The following is a 21,510-nucleotide window of genomic DNA, read 5'->3' as shown; positions in this document are numbered from 1 at the left end:
TCCCCCCTACGTCATGCCTTTGACTCTCTCACGCACCGAGCTGCAACGCAGCAGCCACTTCATCGCCGGCCAATGGCTGAACCCTGACTTGGGGCCCCGCTTTGATGTAACCGACCCGGCCACCGGCGCCGTGATCGCCTCCATCCCTGATGCCGACGCTGCAACCGCACGGAGCGCCGTCGATGCGGCGCATGCCGCCTTCCCCATTTGGCGCAAGACACCGGCCAAGCAGCGCGCCCAGATTCTCAAGCGCTGGAACGACCTAGTAATGGAACATCAGGAAGACCTGGGACGACTGATCTCGCGCGAGCAGGGCAAGCCTCTGGCAGAAGGACGCGGCGAAGTCAGCTATGCAGCCAGCTACATCGAATGGTTTGCCGAGGAAGCCACGCGCGCCAATGGTGAAGTGATTCCAGCACCGATCCCGGGGCGACGCATGTTTGCTCTCAGAGAACCAGTGGGTGTGGTCGCCGCCATCACGCCCTGGAATTTTCCAGCAGCCATGATTGCGCGCAAGATTGCACCGGCGCTGGCAGCAGGCTGCACCGTGGTCTGCAAGCCCGCAGAAGACACGCCTTTGACCTCGCTGGCGCTGGTCGCTCTGGCGCAAGAGGCCGGCGTGCCGCCCGGAGTCTTGAACATCGTGACGGCATCGCGCGAGCAAACGCCAGCTGTGGTCGACGCCTGGCTTGACGACTCTCGCGTGCGAAAAATCACCTTCACCGGCTCGACGCCAGTGGGCAAGCACCTGGCACGCCGCTCGGCCGACACACTCAAGAAGCTCTCCCTGGAGCTTGGCGGCAATGCGCCCTTCATCGTGTTCGAAGACGCCGACCTTGAAGCCGCCGTCGAAGGCCTGATGGCCGCCAAGTTCCGCAACGGCGGCCAGACCTGCGTCTGCCCCAACCGTGTGTTCGTTCACGAATCAGTCCATGATCGCTTTGCCGAACTGCTGGTGGCGCGCGTGTCCGCGCTGAGGGTCGGCCCGGCCAGCGATCCGGCCTCGCAGATCGGTCCGATGATCAATGCGCGCGCCGTCGAAAAGATTGAGCGCCATGTGCAAGATGCCGTGGCGCGTGGTGCTGTTGTGCTGACTGGCGGCACACGCCTGCCTGCGCTGGGTGCCAACTACTTTGCCCCCACGGTACTGGCAGGCGCAGACGCCAGCATGGCCTGCGCCTGCGAGGAGACCTTCGGCCCAGTCGCTCCGCTGACACGCTTCTCAGACGAAGCCGAAGTCATCGCCCAAGCCAACGACACCCCGTTCGGACTCGCGGCCTATTTCTATTCCAACGACACACGCCGTATCTGGCGTCTGGCCGATGCGCTGGAAACCGGCATTGTCGGCATCAACGAAGGCGCGCTGGCCGCCGAGGCCGCACCGTTTGGCGGCGTAAAGGATTCTGGCTACGGCCGTGAGGGCTCCACCCACGGGCTGGACGACTACCTGCACACCAAATACGTCTGCCAGGGCGGGCTGGACGCCTAAAGCCGACAGGCCACAGCGATGCGGCCCGACCGCCCCACCTGAACGCAACGAGAAAGCCCAAACCACAGCCAAGCAAGAGATCCAACGCAGGGCCCGCAGCATGGAGCGGGGCTCTGCGAAACAGGGGCACCGCCCCATGCCATTAGAGCAATCAAAAAAGGAGACAAGCACCATGAATTTTTCCACTACTTCCCGCCTCAACCGTCGTGGCCTGCTGCTGTGCGCCGCAGCCCTGGCCAGCCCGCTGGGCGTGCCGCTGGCCCATGCCGAAAGCGCTTACCCCGCCAAGCCGGTCACGCTGCTCGTACCCTACCCCGCCGGAGGTGCCAACGATGCAGTGGCTCGCCTCATCGGCCTGAAGATGGGAGAGGACCTCAAGCAGCCCGTGGTCATCGACAACCGGCCCGGTGCGGGCACGACCATTGGTACCGCGACAGCAGCCAAGGCGCAGGCCGACGGTTACACCCTGGTGCTGGGCTCGCTGGCCAGCCATGCCGTCAGCCCCCACCTGTACGCCCGCCCCGGCTATGACGCCGTGGCCGACTTCGCGCCCATCGGCATGATCGGCGTGGTGCCCATGGTTCTGGTCGTGGCCCAGGACTCGCCCTACGCCAACCTGAAGTCGCTTGTGGAAGCTGCACGCAAGCAACCGGGCCAGCTCAACTACGGCTCTTCCGGTAATGGCTCGCCCTTGCACCTGGCCGCCGAACTATTCAAGCAGCGCGCCCAGCTGCAGATCAACCACGTGCCCTACAAGGGCGGCAACGCCCACACCATGGACCTGATGGGCGGACGGCTGGACATGATTCTGGACACCTTGACCAGCGCCTCGCCGCTGCTCAAGAGCGGCAAGGTGCGCGCGCTGGCGGTAGCCTCGGCATCGCGTCTGCCCGAGCTGCAGAACGTGCCTACCTTCGCCGAGGCCGGCTACCCGGGATTCGAGGTAAACGCCTGGTATGCGCTGTACGCCCCCGCCAAGACCGGCAAGGAGGTGCTGGCGCGCCTGAATACCTCACTCACTCAGGTACTCAAACAATCCGAGGTACAGGAGAAATTCGCCCTGCTAGGCGTGCGCACCCGGCCCGGCTCATCTCAGGAGCTGGCCAAATTCACAACCGACGAGTGGAGCCGCTACGGCAAGGTCATCCAATCAGCGGGCATCCGCATCGACTGAGTTTCGCAACCATGTCCTCACATTTCCACGTTCTAGTCACCGCGTCGCACTGGGCCGAACCCGCGCAGCGCATCATCCAGCAGGCCGGCGGCCAGTTGCATTTTCTGCCCGGCAGCCTTACTGAAGACGCATTGGTCGCACGCCTGGCAGAGACCGGCGCGCAGGCCATCGTGCTGCGCGGCTCCGCCCCCATCACCGACCATGTGCTGACCGCGTCGCCGGCGCTGCGCATCGTGGCCAAGAACGGTGCCGGCGTGGACAGTGTGGACCTGGAGGCGGCGCGCGCACGCGGCATTGCCGTGGCCGTGGCCCCCGGAGCCAATGCTGGTGCAGTGGCCGAACATGCCGTGGCCCTGATGCTGGCGCTCACGCGACAGTTACCGCAGCTGGACCGCATGGTGCGCGCCGGCGAATGGGCCGGCAGCACCTGGCAGGGCCGTGACTTCCGCGGCGCCACGGTGGGCATAGTCGGCTACGGCAGCATTGGCCGTGCAACCGCGCAACTGGCCAGCGCCCTGGGCGCCAAGGTGCTGGTGCTGCGGCCCCAGGGCCAGGCCGATGGCTTCGCCACCGAGGCCGAGCTGCACCGCCTGCTGCCCCAAATCGACATACTGAGCCTACACTGCCCGCTGACCGAGCGCAGCCGGGGCCTGATCGGCGCACGCGAGCTGGCCTTGTTGCCGCGCGGCAGCCTGCTCATCAACACCGCGCGCGGCCCCGTCGTGGACGAGGCCGCACTCATTGATGCATTGCGCAGCGGCCAGCTCGGCGGCGCCGGCCTGGACACCTTCGATACCGAGCCCCTGCCCACCAGCCACCCGCTGGCAGCACTAGCCCAGGTGCTGCTCACCCCCCATGTGGCGGGCGTGACGCGCGATGCAGGCTTGCAGGTCGCATCCATGACTGCGCAAAACATCGTGGACCATCTGGCCCACACCGCACTCCCCACCCTCCACCGGGTCGCCTGAGGCGCTTTTGCGCCCGACCTTCACCTCCCACGAACCGATCACATGCCCGCAAACAATCCCTTCAAAGCCGCACTGGCCGCGCAACAGCCGCAAATCGGCCTCTGGCTTTCCATGGCCGACCCCTATATGGCCGAAGTCAGCGCCAGCACGGGTTTCGATTGGCTGCTGATTGACGGCGAACATGCACCCAATGACTTTCACTCCACCCTGGCCGCACTGCATTCCGTGGCGGCTCACAAGACCCAGCCCGTGGTGCGTCTGCTCCACGGCGACACGGCGCTGATCAAGCAGTTGCTGGATATCGGTGCCAAGACCTTGCTGGTGCCCATGGTCGATACCGCAGAGCAGGCACAGCGCCTGGTATCGGCAACCCGCTATCCGCCGCTGGGCATTCGCGGCGTGGGCAGCGCGGTCGGGCGCGCCTCCCAATGGAGTGCGCGCAGCGACTATCTCGATATTGCCGATGAGGAAGTCTGCCTGTTGGTACAGGTAGAGACGGTGACGGCACTGGCCAATCTGGAAGCGATCTGCGCGGTCGACGGTGTGGACGGCGTCTTCATTGGTCCGGCCGACCTGGCCGCCTCCATGGGCTATCGCGGTAGGCCGGGTCACCCCGAGGTGCAGGCCGCCATCGAAGCCGCAATGCGCACCATCAAGGCCTCCGGCAAAGCGGCCGGCACGCTGACCTCGGACCCCACGCTGGCCAGACGCTATCTCGAACTCGGCTGCACCTTTGTCGCCGTCGGCGTCGATGTGCTGCTCTACGCCAATGCCGCGCGCCGACTGGCTGCCGATTTTCTGGGCACACCGACCGCCCCAGCCGTTTCTGCCGAGGCACGCGGAGCCTACTAAACATGACTGAAGCTTCCAAAATTTCCCCCACTCAACTCCTCGATGGCCTGCGCGCCATCGTCGGCAACAAGGCCTGCCTCGATGCCTCGGCCGACATGCAGCCCTTCACCACCGACTATCGCAAGCTCTATCACGGCAAGGCTATAGCCGTGGTGCTGCCGGCCACGACGCAGCAGGTCAGCGAAGTTCTGGCTCTGTGCTCAAGCCACCAGATTCCCGTGGTACCTCAGGGTGGCAACACCTCGCTCATGGGCGGAGCCGTGCCCGACGATGCGGGCGATGCCGTGGTACTCAATCTGCGCCGCATGAACCAGGTGCAGGAAATCGACAGCATCAATGACACCATGACGCTGCAGGCCGGTGTCACGCTGCAGGCCGCACGTGCTGCTGCCGAAGACGCCGGTCGCCTGTTCCCGCTGCGCATAGGCTCCGAAGGTTCCTGCCAGATCGGCGGCAATCTCTCGACCAATGCCGGCGGCACCGCCGTCCTGCGCTACGGCAATATGCGCGATCTGACCTTGGGCATCGAGGCCGTGCTGCCCGATGGGCGCATCTACTCCTCGCTGCGCGGTCTGCGCAAGGACAACACGGGCTACGACCTCAAGCAGCTGTTCATAGGCTCCGAAGGCACGCTGGGCATCATCACTGCCGCCGTGCTCAAGCTGATGCCCCTGCCCAGCGCAACGGCTGTGGCATGGGTAGCGGTGAAAGACCCGCATGCGGCCGTACAGTTGCTGACCGAGGCCAAGCGCATCGCGGGCCAGGCCGTGACGGCCTTTGAGCTGATTTCGGGCCCCGCACTGACCCTGGTGCTGGAATCCATGCCGCAGTGGAGCGCACCTCTGCCCGACGCCCACGACTGGATGGTGTTGATTGAGCTGAGCTCGGGTGGCGATGCCCAGACCCTGGACGCCACACTGATGCGCATCCTCGAGGAAGGCATGGCTGGCGGCCTGATTACCGATGCCGCTATCGCTGCTAGCCTCGCCGATGCCCGGGCCTTCTGGCAGCTGCGCGAGGAAATCTCGGATGCCCAGACCCGCGAAGGCGGCAGCATCAAATGCGATATCTCCATTCCCCTATCCAAGGTGGCGGACTTCATCCAACAAGCATCGGCACAGGTGCTGGAGATGGCACCCGATGCACGCATGGTGATCTACGGACATATGGGCGATGGCAATGTGCACTTCAATCCCTTGCGCCCCAAGCATGCGCCTGCTGCGCAGTTCCTGTCCGAGCACTATGCATCGGTCTCTCGCGCAGTCGACGGGCTTGCCCACCAGCAAAATGGTTCTATCTCGGCCGAGCATGGCATAGGCGTGGCCAAGCGCGACGACCTGCTGCTGTGCAAGACACCCGTGGAGCTGGAGTTGATGTGGCAGATCAAGCAGGCACTGGATCCTAGAAACCTGCTCAACCCCAACAAGGTGCTGCCCGCGCCAAGCGCTGCTTTATAACGCTGCAGGCTGGACCGAACGGAGCAGGCGGCAAGCCGCCGACTCCGTGCAGGGTGCTAGCGCTTCTCTTGGCCTGAAGCTTGAGCTGGCGCCGCTGGCTCAAGCACCTGCTGCTGTGGAGGCTGCCAGCTGGCGGGCAGCACGGCGTCCAGCCAGTGCATGCGCCAGGCCAGCAACACGGCTACCACGACCAGACCCAGCACGCAAAGGGTGTTGCGCAGGCCATGCTTATCCGCATACGGGTCCGCGTAGCTGCGCTTGGCGTTGGTGGGCACCTTGGCTGTTTGCGACAGGCTGCGGCCAAGGCCCAGGTTGATATTCATGCGGCCATTGATGGCCCAGCCGCTGGCATCCAGAATCGGGCCCAGGCTGCGCTGACGCAGCTTGAGCCAGGCAATCAACATGCTGGGGCCGGAGATGGCCAGCACAATGCCCAGAATGGCGACTGGAATCCACGGACCCAGCTCGATGAACTTGCCAAAGATACCGACCATCACCGCACTCAATGAGCCCAAAGCCACGCCAATGGCGGCCACGGTGCCCACATCCGTCTTGCGCGGGGCGCTGGCTGCGGCCGGTGCGGGGGCCAGGTCCTTGGGGGCTGTCACCAGCTTGGTCGCGTTGTCGCTGAGGCTGGCATTCACCACATCGTTCTTGGCCGCAGCATGCTTTGCGACCTGCTCCTCGATCATGCGTACAAACTTCTTGTACGGCGATGAGAAGGCCTGACCAATGCTGGTGGGGTTGTCGATGAGCTTGATGATGGTGGCATCCCAGTCATTGCCCGCGCGGTCATAGAACACGCCGTTGCGGCCCACGAACAGAAAGTCCACATCACCGGCAGTAAAGGCCGCGACGATGATTTTCTTCTGGCCTTCGCGCCTGCACTCGCAATAAGCCAGATAGGTTTTGGCCATGGCCGCCAGCACCGAATGAGCTGCGGCATCGCCCACTTCCACGGTCAAATCGCAGCTGCGGCCATCCAGAAACAGTGTTCCAGCCTGAAACGCCGCGCCTTCGCGCCGATAGAAGCTGGAGAAGGAGACAAAGTTATTGAGCAGCGGCAGCAAATCGCGTTGCAGGCGAATCAGCTTTTCCAGTGCTCTGGCTTGCAGGCTGTGCTCTTTTTCAGCGTCATCTTGGTCGAGCAACTGCGTCAGCGCATCTTGCAGGCCGCTGCCCAGCAATGCTTGAACCTCTGCTTCGCTCAAGGCTCCCAGCGGTGTGGCAGGGCACTGAGCCAGCCAGTGCTGGCAATGCGCCAGCATGGTTTTGAGCTGATCCCATTGCTCTTCGGTTAGCACCATCAAGGCATCGCCAAAGACCGACTGAATCGCTTGCTCGCGCAGAGTTTGCAGCGCCGCCGCCCATGCGGGATTGACGCCATGCACCAGCGGCAAGTTGCGCTCGCCGGTGACCGCTGCCAACGGCAGTGCGGCCAGCGCTTCAGAGGCGTTGCTCAGCACCTGCGCACCTAAAGCCGCATAGCCCTCTTCCGTCGGGTTCAGCGGCGCCTTGGCGTTCGCATCAAACTCGACCAATCGGGTTCGGGCAAAAAAATCATCGACCTTGGCCTGCACGGCATTCACTGCCTCGGCTGCAGCCAGCGCCAGCGCACGGGGCTGCAAGTGGCAGCCCAGTTCGGCAGCCTTGCCAAACCAGTCTTGCAGGCTTTGCACATCAACCCAGAAGGCTTCTGCCTTAGGGCGGTCAATGCCGGGCACACCGTCGTGACCATCTACCGCGCCATACAGCTCCTGAATACGTGCAATCAGAGCGGCCAGCGCTTCATCGCCCTCAGCCGTTGCCGCGCTGACCACGCCATCGCCGTTAAAGCGCAGCGCTTGCAAAGAAGCCAGGCGCTCTTGCACCTGCGCCAGCGTGATGGCTTTGGCCTGTGGCTCGCCCGCCAGCTCCAGCACGCGCCGGGCTTCGGCCAGCAGAGGCGCGCCGTCTTCAGTGGCGTCGTTGATGCTGGCCAGTTGCAGCACATCACCGCCATCGGCCAGCACCTGCGGGTCTCGCACACGCGCCACAGCCCATTCGCAGGCGGCGACCAGCTCGGGCGGGCGAATGCGCCCATCCTTGCTTTCATCAATCAAATCCAGCGTTGCGCTGTCAAATTCAATTCCGCGTGTAGGGCAGGCCAGCGCCACCCACAGCTTTTTGTCTAACTCACCAATGTGGGCAATGTCCTGGCCGGTGCGTATGACCACCTGGTCCACATCGCCGGCGCGGAAAAACTGCCACTCGTACTGCTGCTGCATGAAACCATCAACTCCCGGGCAAGGTTTGCCCTTGTCAGAGTGCCGGGCAACCAATCGCCACAGGCACTGTCCGCTATCAAAACCGTGAGTTTAAAAGTCATTTGAGTGACAAAAATGGTGACATTTGTGAACTCTTGGCGTGTTTAGTGACGGCCTAATAAGCGGGTCGTTCTCGCCTTCGTCCTTTTCAATAATAAAGTATTTGTTCAGATACTTTATTTGCTACACTGATTCCGATAGAGCCCTGCCCATGACTCCCGTGCCCACCGCCTCTCAGACCCGCGACAAGCTGCATTTGCAGCTGGCCCGGCTATTTCGCAACAAGATCGCGACGGGCGAATGGCCGGTAGGGCAAAGCATTCCCACCGTCGAAGAACTCGAAGCCCTGCACCGCGTCTCGCGCACCACGGTGCGCATGGCTGTGCATGCACTGGTCGACGAAGGCTTGCTGGAGACCCGCAAGCGCGGCGGAACTAGGGTGATGGGCCAGCCCTACAAACCGCCCTCTTTCTTGCTACCCACCAGCTGGCAAGAACTGGTGGCCTTTGGCGAACAGATTCAACAAATCACGCTGCACACTGCCAATGACTGCGTGCCACCGATTCCCTCCGGTTTCCCACTGCCCGGCACCCTGGCTCCAGCGTATGTGCACTTTTTGCGCGTGCACAGCCATGGCGATGCCCGGTTTTGCCTGTCAGAGCTGTATCTGGAGCAAGAGCTTTACCCAAAATTGCAGGAGCAGCTGGAACGCGCCACGCTGGCACAGGCGCTGGGCAATGACTCCGGCCAGATCGCCACGGCCCGCCAGTACCTGAGCGTGGTCCCTGCCGACGAGCTGATTGCCGAGCATCTTGGCGTACCGCTGGGGACGCCGCTAATGCAGGCGCTGCGCTGGGCCTGCAACCCACAGGGACTGATCGTCTACTGGGCCAAGGTGCGCTTTATTAGCCAGTACGTGCACATGGAAATGGACTTGCTCAAATGATCGCCGCCTCGCGCCAACCCCACTGCGGCCGCGTGGCATGGATCACCGGTTCCACCAGCGGCATTGGCTGGGCCACTGCCAGGCTACTGGCCGGCGAAGGCGCAGCCATTGCCCTGCACGGCAGCAAAGCCGCATCCGCCACCACCGATGCACAGCTTGCCGAGTTGCACGCCATGGGCGTGGCCGCGCGTTACTACGCGCTGGATCTGGCTGATGGCGAGGCTATTGCCCCGCTGGCCCGTCGCATTGCGGCCGAGCTGGGCGAAATAGACATTCTGGTCAACAACGCCGGTATGCAACATGTGCAATCGGTGCTGCAATTTCCGGCAGAGAAGTGGAATGCCATGCTGGCTGTGAACCTGTCCGCCCCCTTCCACACCATTCAGGCCTGCGCGCCCGCCATGCTGGCACGTGGCTGGGGACGCATCATCAATATGGCGTCCGTGAGCGCGCTGGTCGGCGTGGCCAACAAGCCAGCCTATGTGGCCAGCAAGCATGGACTGCTGGGTCTGACCAAATCCGTGGCACTGGAGCTGGCCACCACACCTGTGACCTGCAACGCCATCTGCCCCGGCTGGGTGCTGACGCCGCTGGTGCAGAAGCAGATCGATGCACTGGTGCTTCGCGAGGGGCTGGACGAGCCCGCTGCCCGCGCCCGATTGCTGGGAGCCAAGCAACCATCGCAAGCCTTTGTGACCGTCGAGCAAATCGCCGCGCTGACCAGTTTTCTGGCCAGCGACAACGCAGCCCAAGTGCGCGGCGCGCAGTGGAATATGGACGGGGGCTTTACCGCTGCCTGAGCAGCAAACTATCAAATCAATAGCTACCAGCGCTTATCAGATAAGCGCTGCAAGCCAATTTCATTAAAACAATCAAGGAGACATGATGACTTTGAACGAAACACACGACGCAGGCCTGCAAAGCTGGGTGGCCAGCGCCAACACCGGCCAGAGCGACTTTCCCATTCAGAACCTGCCCTTTGCAGTCTTTCGCCGCAAGGGCAGCAGCGAAGGCTTCCGCGGCGGTGTCGCCATTGGCGATCAGGTGCTGGATATGGCTGCAGTACGCAACGCCAAGATTCTGAGCAGCGATGTGCAGACCCAGATCGAAGCAGCAGCGCAAAGCCAGCTCAACACGTTGATGGGCATGACCCATACGCAATGGTCGGCCCTGCGTCTGGCGCTATCGCGCGCGCTGCGTGCCGGTGCCGCCGAAGAAGCAACGCTCAAAGGCTGCCTCGTGGCACAGGCCGATGTGGAATATGCCGTTCCCGCGCAGATCGGCGATTACACCGACTTCTACACCTCCGTCCATCACGCAACCAATGTGGGCAAGCTGTTTCGCCCCACCAACCCGTTGATGGAAAACTACAAGTGGGTGCCCATTGGCTACCACGGTCGTGCCTCCAGCATCCGCGTCTCGGGCGTTGACTTCAAGCGCCCCAATGGCCAGATCAAGGCCCCTGATGTGAACCCCGTGCTCAAGCCCTGCAACCGTCTGGACTACGAGCTGGAGATGGGCATTTACGCAGGTTCCGCCAACGCCTGGGGCAATGCTATCGGCATGGACAATGCAGAAGACCACATCTTCGGCCTGTGCCTGCTCAACGACTGGTCGGCCCGCGATGTGCAGGCCTGGGAATACCAGCCGCTGGGACCCTTTCTGTCCAAGAATTTCGCCACCAGCATCTCGCCCTGGATCGTGACCCTGGAAGCGCTGGTGCCGTACCGCACGGCCTTCACCCGTCCAGCCGAAGATCCACAGCCTCTGCCCTACCTCAGCTCTGAAGCCAACTCTCAGCACGGTGCGCTGGATGTGCAGCTCACCGTCGCCATCCAGACCGAGAAGATGCGTGCCGAAGGCAAGCAAGCCGAGCAAATCACCCAGACCAGCTACCGCCACGCCTACTGGACCATGGCGCAGCTGGTTGCTCACCACACCGTCAACGGCTGCGATCTGCAACCCGGCGACCTGCTGGGCACGGGCACGCTGTCTGGTCCCACCATGGACCAAGCCGGGGCATTGTTGGAAATCACCGAAGGCGGCAAGAACCCGCTGAGCTTGAGCAACGGTGAAACCCGCACCTTCTTGCTGGACGGCGATGCCGTGGTCTTCACCGGCTGGTGCGAAAAGCCCGGTACGGCCCGCATTGGCTTTGGCGAAGTACGCGCCACCGTGCTGCCTGCGCACAAGGCCTGATCGAGCATCAAGCCATCTCCCAAAGAGCCGGCCTTGTGCCGGTTTTTTGCTGGGAATGCGCAACAAAGCTATTCGTAACGTCATGACACAATCAGGGTCATGCCTTCCGCTTCGGACACCCAAACGCCCGCGCTCGCCCCTGCTGCCAAACCTCAGCGGCAAGAGCCTGTGCTCAGACAAATGCCTCACTCTGACGCAGGCCCTGCAAGCCCACTTCCTGCATCCATCGCCAGTGCATTTGCGGCAGCCGCCTACTCCATGCAAAACAGCCTGCAAAGCAAAGAGCCGTCCGAGGAAGATGCTGGGCTGCTGCCTCAGCTCTACGCCAGCCGCATAGGCCCGCGCGCACAGGCCTATTACCTCGCCCAGTTCAAGCGCTTTGATGCGCTGGACCGCAGCCTGCCCAGCTGGAATATGGCGGCCGCCTTCTTCACCCTGGCCTGGTGCTGCCTGCGCGGCCTGTGGTTGGAAGCGGCCAAGTACCTTGCAGCCGTCACCGTCGTCGCGCTGATCTGGTGGATGGGCCTGCGCCCTGCGCTGCCCCATGCCATGGCGCTTGGCGTGGGCGCTGCGCTCTGGCTGGTGGCCATGGCCGTGCCAGGACTGCTGGCCAACGGCTGGTACTGGCGCAAAATCAAGGCCGAAACGCTGCAGGCCATTACGGCCGCACCGAACATGGCACAAGCCCATGCCGCTCTGCAAGCACAGGCCAGCCCGGCCCAGAACAAGGTCGCCGCCCTGCTGGTGCTGGCCCTGCCCGTTGCGGCCATTACTGGGGCCGGCCTGGCTTTGCTGCCATCTCGCAGCGCGCCACCTGCAATTGCTGAAAGACCTGTGGTTCAGCCTGTTGCTGCGCCTGCTGTATCTGCTGCACCTGCTGTAGTTGCTTCGGTCGCTGCGCCAGTGATTGAGCCCGGTGCGCCAGCTCCGGCGGCTGAATCAGCCCCCGAACCCGTCACCGCCCCTGTGCCCGCCACAATCGCTGCGCCGGTTGAAGCTGCGACGCCAGCAAACACAACCGCAACCGATTTAATTCCCGGCAAGTTCTATCTGAATGTGGGCGTGTATTCAGAAGCCGCCAATGCCGACAAAGTGCTGGCCCAGCTTAAAAAATCCAAACTGCCCGCGCTGTCACAAAAAATGAGCAGTAACAAGGGCGAAGTCACCCGCCTGCGCAGCGGCCCGTTTGAAAGCCGCAAGCGCGCTGAAAGAGCCGTCCGCAAGTTGCAGGCCGCCAATATCGACGCTACGATTTTTCAGCCCGCAGACAAGACCGCCAAGCCCTGATCAACACCGGCAACGACATAGAGCCCAATCAGCCTCTAGTGCTTGATAAAAAAGTGCATGCAGCTATGAATTTTGCACATTACTTGGTTTCACCCGCTTGCATATTCACAAAGCGTCGGATGCTGAATTCACCAGCTAGTGCGCTATGGTGTGGTCATGACTCGTCACACATTCACCATGCACGTATCCCATCGCACCCTTATCGGTCTGGCCACCGGCACTCTTGCTTTGCTGATCACAGGGTGCGCCAGCAACGGCACGGTGGCTTCCGCACCGGCCCAACCCGCGCGCCAGTTGCAGGTCTGCAATGCGCAGCCGGTGCAGATGTTTATCGGTCACAACACCGTAGCATCGACGCTGGAGAACATTCGCCAGAAGTCCGGCTCTTATCAGCTGCGCGTGCTGCGCGAGAACCAGCCCGCCACCATGGAATACAACGAGGAGCGCCTCAACGTGATCACCAACGACGCGGGCAAGATCATCGCCCTGCGCTGCGGCTAAATATGGCAACTGGACTTTTACAGGAACATTTCCTGTAAGTCGTTCAGAAAATCAAACCCGCGCTCGGTGGGCACCACGCGCCCCATGTCGCGTGTAATCAAACCCTTGGCCTGCGCCGCGTCCAGCCCCTTGGCAATGGATGACATGGGCAGGCCGGTGCGCTCCATGAACTCCTGCAGCGCAAAGCCACCGCGCAAACGCAGCGCATTGAGCATGTACTCAAACGGCAGATCGGCACGCTTGACCTCGTGGTCCTGCGCCAGCGGCGTGCCGGCCAGTGCCATATCCATATAGCGATTCGGATCACGCAATCGCACCTGCCGCACGATGCGGTGCGCAAAACTCAGCTTGCTGTGCGCACCCGCACCAATCCCCAGATAGTCGCCAAAATGCCAGTAGTTGCTGTTGTGAAAGCACTGATGGCCAGGCTTTGCATAGGCCGAGACTTCATAGCGACTCATACCCGCCGTATTGGTGCTGGCCGTGATCAGGTCCAGCATTTCGTAAGCCGTATCGTCCTCAGGAATCACCGGCGGGTACTTGGCGAAATAGGTATTGGGCTCAATGGTCAGGTGATAAATCGACAGATGCGGCGGCGCGAACGAGAGCGCCATATCCACATCGCGCTGCAGATCCGCCTTGGACTGGCCGGGCAGCGCATACATCAGGTCGATATTGAAGGTCTCGAAATTGTCCGCCGCCTCGCGCACAGCCGCCTTCGCCTGCGCGGCATCATGCACACGGCCCACCGCCTGCAAAAAGCGGTCATCAAAGCTCTGTACGCCAATCGACAAGCGGTTCACACCCGCCGCACGGAAAGCCTTGAAGCGGTCTTTCTCAAACGTGCCGGGGTTGGCTTCCATGGTGATTTCACAGTCCGGCTCCATGCGCAGACGAGCACGCAGACCGGCGATCAGCTTATCGATGGACTCTGGCGAAAACAGGCTGGGCGTGCCACCGCCCATGAAGACACTGTGTACCGTGCGCCCCCAGATCAGCGGCAGCGCGCTTTCCAGGTCGGCCATCAGGGCATCGATATAGCGATCCTCTGGCAGCGCATCGCTTTTGGCCCAGCCATGCGAGTTGAAGTCGCAGTAAGGGCATTTTTTCAGGCACCAGGGCAGGTGCACATACAGCGACAGCGGCGGCAAGCTGCCCAGCTGCAGCGTGCCCGGACGCATGTAATGCTGAATATCGCGCTGGACCGCAGCTTCGGCCGTCTCGGGCGATTGAGGCTGGATGGGGATCATGGGAAAGTACTTTTTCTAGCTCAGCAAAAAACCGATACCGCTAAAACTAGCACAGCCCCCAGCCAGAGATGCCAAGCAAGGGCCGCCCCGCAGCGAGGGCATCGTCTCCCCTCCCGCGCAGCGAGAGAGGGGGAAGGCGCAAAGCGCCTCAGGGGGAGGCATTGGTCACAACCAGCATTCCCTGACCATCGCCAGCATCTTCTGAGAAGAACGTCCACGGTGGCTGTGCGCGTGCTTGACCTCTGGGGTCATCTCGGCAAAGGTCATGCCAAGTTCGGGAATGAGCAGCACCGGGTCAAAGCCAAAACCGTTGCTGCCTCGACGCTCGGTGGTGAGCAGCGCTTGCACACGGCCCACAGCGATCAGGGGTTCAGGGTCCTTGGGATTACGGACGCCCACCAAGGTGCTGACCATGGCCGCACGCCGGTTGTCCACGCCCTGCATCTGCTCCAGCAGCGCGCGCACATTGTTGTCATCGCTTTTTTCGTAGCCGAACTGGGTGCAGTAATACGCCGTATCCACACCGGGCAGGCCGCCGAAATGATCAACGCACATGCCCGCATCATCAGCAATGGCAGGCAGACCGGTCTTTTCGGCCGCAAAGCGGGCCTTGGACAGCGCGTTTTCAACAAACGTACCATAGGGCTCAGGGGCTTCTCCCTCGAACAGATCACCTTGGCTAATCAGCTCTACACCCAGCGGAGCGAACATGGCCTGCAACTCGACGAGCTTGCCGCGGTTGTTGGATGCCAGCACAATTTTCATGATAAAAATCCAGACAAACGCTTGTAGCGCTTGTGCAATCAGCTATTGATTCAGTAGTAAGCCAAAGCCCGACACTGCGGGCATTCCCATTCAGGTCTTGGCTTTTTGGCGCTCTGCCGAGCGGCGTATGGCTTCGTTGATTTCGGCAATCGATCGCTCGATGGCCTCGTCGTCCAGCTCATCCTCGCTCTCATCGATCGGCCCGGCCTGTATCGTGGACTCGAAGCCCTGATCCTCCATTTCCAGCGTGGAGATAGAGGACGGCTCGAAATTATTGGGCGTTTCCCATACCAGTGCCAGCACGGTGACATTGTCACTACTGTCGCCAGCGCGCTTGAGCGCTGTATCGACCAGCATGGGCACAAAATGTGCCACGGCCTTGCCATGCATAAGCTGGAGAATTTCCGAATTGGAAAGACTGCTCCAGAGCCCGTCAGAGCACAGCATGACCTGATCACCCTCTTCGAGTCGTTTGGTCTCGCTCACATCAAAAATAGGCTTGGAGGGCGAGCCCAGACAGGTGAACAACACATTGCGATTGGCCGGCGTGAGCACACCCGAGACCTTGCGCATCTCGCTGTAGGAATGGTCGCGCGTGCGCTCGACCAATTGCCCATCGCGCGCCCAGTACAGGCGCGAATCACCGCAGTGAATCCAAGTGATCCTGCCTTCTTGCAACACGGCCGCGACCAGCGTGGTGCGCGGTGTATCCATCATGCCCTTGGCACCGGCATAACGCAGAATCTGCCGATGGGCCAGCAGCAAAGCCTCCTCCAGAAAAAGCCTGGGGTCAACCAGCAAAGGCTTGGCTTTTTGCTGAAAGTGCAGCGAAACCACCTGCAGTGCAATCTGCGCAGCGATCTCGCCATCCGGATGCCCACCCATGCCGTCAGCCAGCACAAACAAAGCCGCTTCTCTCGTATAGCAGTAGCCCATGCGATCTTCATTGAGCGCACGGCCCCCGCGGCGACTGAGCTGAAATACGGAAAATTTCATGGTTTGCGATTGCTGTTGTCTGCCCCCGCTCCGCGATCGGAGCTCCCAATCTTCTGCAAATTCTTCTTGGCGTCGTGCACCATGTTGTCAAACTGCATGCGCATGCGCTCTTGCACGCTGAGCTTGGTGTAGCGGCGCTCGCCCTCGCGGCTCAGCTCTTTTTGCAGCGCAAACACCGACTGCGGACGCGAGAGCGGGTCCATGGCCATACACCACTCCACCACCTCAATCAGATTGTCCGAGTACACGCCACGCAGCTTGTTCAGGGCCAGAGCCAGACGGTCCTTGTCCTGGCGCTGCGGTGCTTCATTCGGGGGAATGCCCTGCATGCACGCGTAAATACAGGCACCAATGGCGTAGATGTCTGTCCACGGGCCCAGTTGTGAATCGCGGCGATACATCTCGGGTGCTGCAAAGCCGGGCGTGTACATGGGGCGAATAAAGTTGCCTTCCTTGGATAGCACTTCACGCGCTGCGCCAAAGTCGATCATCACGGCCTTGTCGTCATTGGTGATGAAGATATTCGCAGGCTTGATGTCCAGGTGCAGCATCTTGTGCTGGTGCACGATGCGCAAGCCGCGCAGCACTTCATCAAACAAAGAGCGAATGGTCGACTCTCTGAACACCTTGTCGGCTTTGAGCTCGCGCGCCGTGACAATGAATTCCTGAAGGGTGGCACCTTCCAGATAATTCATCACCATATAGACGGTTTCGTTTTCGCGGAAAAAATTCAACACGCTCACCACGGAGGCGTGCGAAATCTGGGCCAGCGAACGCCCTTCCTCAAAAAAGCTCTTGAGCCCGAGGCGATACAGGGACAACTTTTCTGGCGCAACAACCGGCTGAAGCTCATTGACTGCACGCGTGGCGAGCGAGGCCGGCAGGTATTCCTTGATTGCAACTTGCTGGCCATCTGCATCCAGAGCCAAGTAAACAATCCCGAACCCCCCCGAAGAAATCCTGCGCACCACCCGATAACCGCCTATTGTGCTGCCTGACGGTAAAGAGGCTGGCTTGGTTTTTGTAGACATTTTTTACCGGTAAACCTCAAGGATGATTCGAAACCCGGATAATCGGGTAATTGCAAGCATCCATCAAAAGTCCAATGCCAGTTTACAGCATGACCGGATACGCTAGTGCACAGCACAGCGCATCCGTTGAGGGTGGTCAAGAGTCCCAGTCCAATAGTCGCCTGGGCCTTGAGATCCGAGCGGTCAACAGTCGCTTTCTGGATTTGTCCTTCCGCCTTCCCGACGAACTGCGCGCCCTTGAACCGGCCCTGCGCACCTTGCTTACCGCGCGGCTCAAGCGCGGCAAGGTGGAAGTGCGCGCCGCCATCGACGTCTCCAACAACCAATCCCTGTCCATCCCTGCTGCAGCTCAGTTGCAGCGACTGGTAACCCTGCAGGACTCCATTCAGGCCTGGCTGCCCAAGGCGCGAGATCTCTCCGTTGCCGATGTGCTGCGCCTTTGCAGCGGCACCAGCACGGCTTCCACGGACTGGAACGAAATCGTCCCTCCACTGGCAGAACAAGCCATCACCGATCTGCTGGCCGCCCGTGCCCGCGAAGGTGAGCGTCTTGCAAGCATGCTGCTCGGGCATATCAAGCAATTGAGCGAACTGGCCAAAACAGCCGTGCCGCTGGTGCCCCTGCTGGTTGAGCAACAGCGCCAGAAGTTTCTGGAGCGCTGGAAAGATGCCATGGCTCTGGGCGATGGTGCTGTCGCACCTGAAGCCGCTCAGGACCGCGCCCTATCTGAAGCCACTGCCTTTGCCATCCGCATCGACGTAGCCGAAGAAGTGACGCGCCTGGGTTCGCACCTGGATGAGATAGAACGTCTGCTGAAAAAAGGTGGCGAGATTGGCAAGCGTCTGGACTTCCTGATTCAGGAACTCCACCGCGAAGCCAATACGCTGGGCTCCAAATCTGCCACGCTGGAGCTGACCCGCATCAGCGTGGACATGAAGGTGCTGATCGAGCAAATGCGCGAACAAGTGCAGAACATCGAGTAAGCAATCCCTGAGCGTATCCACCCTATACGCCGAAATTCATGCCCCAAGTCATGCCCCAAACCATGGAACATCCCGGAAATCTATTTGTCGTGTCGGCCCCCAGCGGCGCTGGCAAATCCTCTCTGGTACGCGCGCTGCGTGAATTCGATGCGCGCGTCTACCCTTCCGTCTCCCACACCACGCGTGCTCCGCGTGGCCAGGAAAAGCACGGTCGCGAGTACTACTTCGTCTCTGACGCTGAATTTGACGCCATGGCCGCCAACAACGGCTTCGTCGAATGGGCCAATGTGCACAGCCGCCGCTATGGCACGGCCAAGAAGTCTCTGGAAGAACGCATTCAGGTCGGCACCGATGTGCTGCTCGAAATCGACTACCAGGGCGCACTACAGGTCAAGAACGCATTTCCCAATGCCGTTTTGATCTTCATCTTGCCCCCCAGCTGGGATGAGTTGCGCGCACGCCTTGAAAACCGTGGTGAAGACGCTCCCGAAGTGATCGAACTGCGCCTGAGAAATGCCGAAGAGGAAATGGCGCAAGTTGCCAAATTTGACTTCGTTATAATCAACGAACTGTTTGAGAGTGCGCTCTTTGATCTGAAAGCGATCATCCACGCGCAACGCCTCAAATATGCGGCCCAGCGGCGCCTTCGCGCCGAGACCTTCGAGTCGCTCAACATCCCTGAATCTAACTGACCGTTCCCGGAGTACCTGATGGCACGCATTACTGTTGAAGATAGCCTGGAGCAAATCCCCAACCGCTTCCAGCTCGTTTTGGCCGCTACTTACCGCGCCCGCATGCTCAACCAAGGCCACACGCCCAAAGTTGAAGCCAAGAACAAAGCTGGCGTTACTGCTCTGCGCGAAATCGCAGAAGGTAAGGTTGGCCTGGAAATGCTGAAGAAGGTGCCAAGCTAAGCTGTTGCAATGCAGCACCACAATTCACAATTAAGCACCGCTCGTCGGTGCTTTTTTGTGTCTATAAGATTGAGTGCTGCACTTGCAAGCTACATTTAAGCAATATGACAGCGGCCCAGAATTCGACGATAGCTCCCTCCTCTACGGCACCAGCCAAGCCTTTGCGCATGTCTGCCGAGCAAGCTGCGCGCGTGTCTGCTGCTGCTTTTGAAGGTTTGATGGAGCATCTAGGCTATCTGGATGCCGACAGCGCAGAGCGGGTACGTCAGGCCTACATCTTTGCCGACAAGGCACATACTGACCAATGGCGCAGCAGTGGAGACCCTTACATCACCCACCCCATCGCGGTCACGGGTATCTGCGCCAACTGGAAACTCGATGCCCCCGCCCTGATGGCGGCACTGCTCCATGACTCCATGGAAGACTGCGGCATTACCAAAGACGATCTGAATGAGCGCTTTGGCGAAGATGTGGCCGAACTGGTCGATGGGCTGACCAAGCTGGACAAGCTGCAGTTCAACACCCGCGAAGAAAACCAGGCCGAGTCCTTCCGCAAGATGCTGCTGGCCATGGCCCGCGACGTGCGTGTCATCCTCATCAAGCTGGCAGACCGCACCCACAATATGCGCACCATGAGCGACATGCCGCGCAGCAAGTGGGGCCGCATTTCTTCCGAGACGCTGGAAATCTACGCGCCCATCGCGCATCGCCTGGGTCTGAACCAGACCTATCGCGAGCTACAAGACTTGTCTTTCAAGCATCTGCACCCCTGGCGCTATGCGACGCTGGAAAAAGCCATCGCCCGCTCACGCACGCGCCGCCGTGATCTGGTCCAGCGCGTGCAGGACGAAGTCAACACCGCCTTTGGCGCGCAAGGCCTGCCAGTCCGTTTACTGGGCCGTGAAAGCACGCTGTACTCGCTGTACCTGCGCATGCTCAAAAACCAGCTGAGCTTTGCCAAGGTCACCGACATTTACGGCTTTCGCGTCATCGTCCCCAAAACGCTGGACTGCTACACCGCCCTTGGAGTGCTGCATCAGAAGTACAAGCCCATGCCGGGCCGCTTCAAGGACTACATCGCCATCGCCAAGAGCAATGGCTACCAGTCGCTACACACCACGCTGGTCGGCCCTTCCAGCGTCAATATCGAGTTTCAGCTGCGTACGGAAGAGATGAACATAGTGGCCGAGGCTGGCGTTGCCGCTCACTGGCTTTACAAAGCCCAGAAAGGCCACGACTCCGAACACCTGTCCACGCAGTGGCTGCAATCGCTGCTCGATATTCAGAACGACACCCGTGACGCCACCGAATTCTGGGATCACGTCAAGGTTGACCTCTTCCCCGACGCCGTTTACGTGTTCACGCCCAAGAGCGAGATCATGGCCATGCCGCGCGGTGCAACTGTGGTGGACTTTGCCTATGCCATTCACAGCAAGATTGGCAACCGCACCATTGCCGCAAAAATCAATGACGAAGAAGTGCCGCTGCGCACCGAACTCAAGAGCGGCGACGTGGTGCAGATCATCACTTCTGAAACGGCGACGCCCAACCCGGCATGGCTGAGCTTTGTGAAGACTGGGCGTGCGCGCTCCAAAATTCGCTCTTTCCTCAAGAACTCCGCGCAATCCGAAGCCGGGCAGCTGGGCGATACCTTGCTGGCCCAGGCTCTGCGCTCCGAAGGTATTGACAGCGTTCCCGCCCAAGATGAAGCCAACAAAGGCGTCTGGGACGAGATTTTGCGCATCACCGGCAACCGCACGCCAGCAGAGTTGCTGGTCGATATCGGCATGGGTCGACGCATCGCCTCTCTGGTTGCTGCGCGCATGACCTCCTTCATGACCAAGCAGGGCGTGCGCCCCGATGCATTGCTGATCACGCAAGAGCGCTTCAACACCGACAACCGCCCCTTCCAGGGTGCCGTCACCCTCAATGGCGACGAGAGCAGCTCAGTTCACTACTCGCACTGCTGCCGCCCCGTGCCCGGCGACCCTATTCTGGGCTATCTCGGCGGCCAAGGTCTGGTTGTGCACCATGCCCACTGCCATAACGCCATCAAGCTGCGCGAAAAAGATGTTGACCGCTTCATCTCTGTGGACTGGGCGGAAGACATCACCCGCGCATTTGAAGCAGGCATTGTTGTCACCGTTCAAAACAACAAGGGCGTTCTGGCCCGCGTTGCGGCCGAGCTGGCCAATGCCGAAGCCGATATCGTGCGCGTTGAAATGACGGATGAGGTCGCTGTGGGCACCACCGATCTGCGCTTCATCATCTCGGTACAAAACAATGTGCAGCTTGAAAATGCGCTGCGCAATCTGCGCCGCCTGCATTCGGTGATTCGCGCCAGCCGCATCATCGCCTGATACGGATAGCATAAATCCAGCACCAGGCCGCC

19 protein-coding genes are annotated in these 21,510 nt (G+C 60.9%); 14 read left to right on the top strand and 5 right to left on the bottom strand.

Annotation, left to right across the window (positions count from 1 at the left end; genetic code table 11):
• Positions 1-13: 13 nt before the first annotated feature.
• From CLU84_RS03545 to CLU84_RS03525, 5 genes are all read left to right on the top strand, one after another.
• Positions 14-1,489 (top strand): NAD-dependent succinate-semialdehyde dehydrogenase, encoded by a 1,476-nt coding sequence (locus CLU84_RS03545; protein WP_099735967.1) that lies wholly within the window; start codon positions 14-16, stop codon positions 1,487-1,489.
• A gap of 172 nt (positions 1,490-1,661) precedes the next feature.
• Entirely contained in the window at positions 1,662-2,663 is a 1,002-nt protein-coding gene (locus CLU84_RS03540) for a tripartite tricarboxylate transporter substrate binding protein (RefSeq protein WP_099735966.1), read from the top strand.
• 11 nt (positions 2,664-2,674) lie between these two features.
• A complete protein-coding gene (locus CLU84_RS03535) occupies positions 2,675-3,631 on the top strand; it encodes a hydroxyacid dehydrogenase (protein WP_099735965.1) in 957 nt (318 codons plus the stop codon).
• A gap of 42 nt (positions 3,632-3,673) precedes the next feature.
• Complete coding sequence (hpaI, locus tag CLU84_RS03530) at positions 3,674-4,483, top strand: 4-hydroxy-2-oxoheptanedioate aldolase (protein WP_099735964.1); 810 nt, start codon at positions 3,674-3,676, stop codon at positions 4,481-4,483.
• A gap of 2 nt (positions 4,484-4,485) precedes the next feature.
• Positions 4,486-5,940 carry an FAD-binding oxidoreductase gene (locus CLU84_RS03525; RefSeq protein ID WP_099735963.1) on the top strand — a complete coding sequence of 485 codons (1,455 nt, stop codon included), beginning with the start codon at positions 4,486-4,488 and terminating at the stop codon, positions 5,938-5,940.
• Positions 5,941-5,996: 56 nt separating this feature from the next.
• On the opposite strand, the gene CLU84_RS03520 is transcribed toward CLU84_RS03525, so the two are convergent.
• A complete protein-coding gene (locus tag CLU84_RS03520) occupies positions 5,997-8,207 on the bottom strand; it encodes a hypothetical protein (RefSeq protein WP_233209915.1) in 2,211 nt (736 codons plus the stop codon).
• Positions 8,208-8,457: 250 nt separating this feature from the next.
• Here CLU84_RS03520 and CLU84_RS03515 point away from each other — a divergent pair, with 250 nt between their 5' ends.
• The 5 genes from CLU84_RS03515 (at position 8,458) to CLU84_RS03495 (ending at position 13,179) form a co-directional block, all read left to right on the top strand.
• Positions 8,458-9,192: a GntR family transcriptional regulator gene (locus CLU84_RS03515; protein ID WP_099735962.1), complete on the top strand. Its 735-nt coding sequence runs from the start codon at positions 8,458-8,460 to the stop codon at positions 9,190-9,192.
• Complete coding sequence (locus CLU84_RS03510) at positions 9,189-9,992, top strand: 3-hydroxybutyrate dehydrogenase (protein ID WP_099735961.1); 804 nt, start codon at positions 9,189-9,191, stop codon at positions 9,990-9,992. Before CLU84_RS03515 ends, CLU84_RS03510 begins: the two co-directional genes overlap by 4 nt.
• Before the next feature lie 85 nt (positions 9,993-10,077).
• On the top strand, positions 10,078-11,391 hold the full coding sequence (fahA, locus tag CLU84_RS03505; RefSeq protein WP_099737839.1) for a fumarylacetoacetase: 1,314 nt from the start codon (positions 10,078-10,080) through the stop codon (positions 11,389-11,391).
• A gap of 180 nt (positions 11,392-11,571) precedes the next feature.
• Positions 11,572-12,678, top strand: a complete 1,107-nt coding sequence (locus CLU84_RS03500) for an SPOR domain-containing protein (RefSeq protein WP_233209914.1) — start codon at positions 11,572-11,574, stop codon at positions 12,676-12,678.
• A gap of 177 nt (positions 12,679-12,855) precedes the next feature.
• Positions 12,856-13,179 carry an I78 family peptidase inhibitor gene (locus CLU84_RS03495; RefSeq protein WP_233209913.1) on the top strand — a complete coding sequence of 108 codons (324 nt, stop codon included), beginning with the start codon at positions 12,856-12,858 and terminating at the stop codon, positions 13,177-13,179.
• Between the two features lie 17 nt (positions 13,180-13,196).
• Here the strand turns inward: CLU84_RS03495 and hemW are convergent, their stop codons facing one another.
• The 4 genes from hemW to CLU84_RS03475 form a co-directional block, all read right to left on the bottom strand.
• On the bottom strand, positions 13,197-14,429 hold the full coding sequence (gene hemW / locus CLU84_RS03490; RefSeq protein ID WP_099735959.1) for a radical SAM family heme chaperone HemW: 1,233 nt from the start codon (positions 14,427-14,429) through the stop codon (positions 13,197-13,199).
• A 165-nt stretch (positions 14,430-14,594) separates the two neighbouring features.
• Positions 14,595-15,194, bottom strand: a complete 600-nt coding sequence (locus tag CLU84_RS03485; protein ID WP_099735958.1) for a non-canonical purine NTP pyrophosphatase — start codon at positions 15,192-15,194, stop codon at positions 14,595-14,597.
• Positions 15,195-15,284: 90 nt separating this feature from the next.
• The gene (locus tag CLU84_RS03480) at positions 15,285-16,190 is read right to left on the bottom strand and encodes a PP2C family serine/threonine-protein phosphatase (protein ID WP_099735957.1); all 906 of its coding nucleotides are present in this window, start codon (positions 16,188-16,190) and stop codon (positions 15,285-15,287) included.
• Positions 16,187-17,221 carry a serine/threonine-protein kinase gene (locus CLU84_RS03475; protein ID WP_099735956.1) on the bottom strand — a complete coding sequence of 345 codons (1,035 nt, stop codon included), beginning with the start codon at positions 17,219-17,221 and terminating at the stop codon, positions 16,187-16,189. The genes CLU84_RS03480 and CLU84_RS03475 overlap by 4 nt, the downstream gene beginning before the upstream one ends.
• Positions 17,222-17,310: 89 nt before the next feature.
• Between CLU84_RS03475 and CLU84_RS03470 the strand changes: the two genes are divergently transcribed.
• From CLU84_RS03470 to CLU84_RS03455, 4 genes are all read left to right on the top strand, one after another.
• The gene (locus CLU84_RS03470; protein ID WP_304441935.1) at positions 17,311-18,204 is read left to right on the top strand and encodes a YicC/YloC family endoribonuclease; all 894 of its coding nucleotides are present in this window, start codon (positions 17,311-17,313) and stop codon (positions 18,202-18,204) included.
• Between the two features lie 62 nt (positions 18,205-18,266).
• Positions 18,267-18,896 carry a guanylate kinase gene (gene gmk, locus CLU84_RS03465; protein WP_099737837.1) on the top strand — a complete coding sequence of 210 codons (630 nt, stop codon included), beginning with the start codon at positions 18,267-18,269 and terminating at the stop codon, positions 18,894-18,896.
• Between the two features lie 18 nt (positions 18,897-18,914).
• On the top strand, positions 18,915-19,118 hold the full coding sequence (rpoZ, locus tag CLU84_RS03460; RefSeq protein ID WP_099735954.1) for a DNA-directed RNA polymerase subunit omega: 204 nt from the start codon (positions 18,915-18,917) through the stop codon (positions 19,116-19,118).
• A 104-nt stretch (positions 19,119-19,222) separates the two neighbouring features.
• The gene (locus CLU84_RS03455) at positions 19,223-21,478 is read left to right on the top strand and encodes a bifunctional (p)ppGpp synthetase/guanosine-3',5'-bis(diphosphate) 3'-pyrophosphohydrolase (protein ID WP_099735953.1); all 2,256 of its coding nucleotides are present in this window, start codon (positions 19,223-19,225) and stop codon (positions 21,476-21,478) included.
• Positions 21,479-21,510 lie beyond the last annotated feature (32 nt).

It is taken from the genome of Comamonas sp. 26 (assembly GCF_002754475.1).
GTDB lineage: Bacteria > Pseudomonadota > Gammaproteobacteria > Burkholderiales > Burkholderiaceae_C > Comamonas.
The sequence above is the reverse complement of the archived record's forward strand: the minus strand, read 5'-3'. Positions and strand labels throughout refer to the sequence as shown.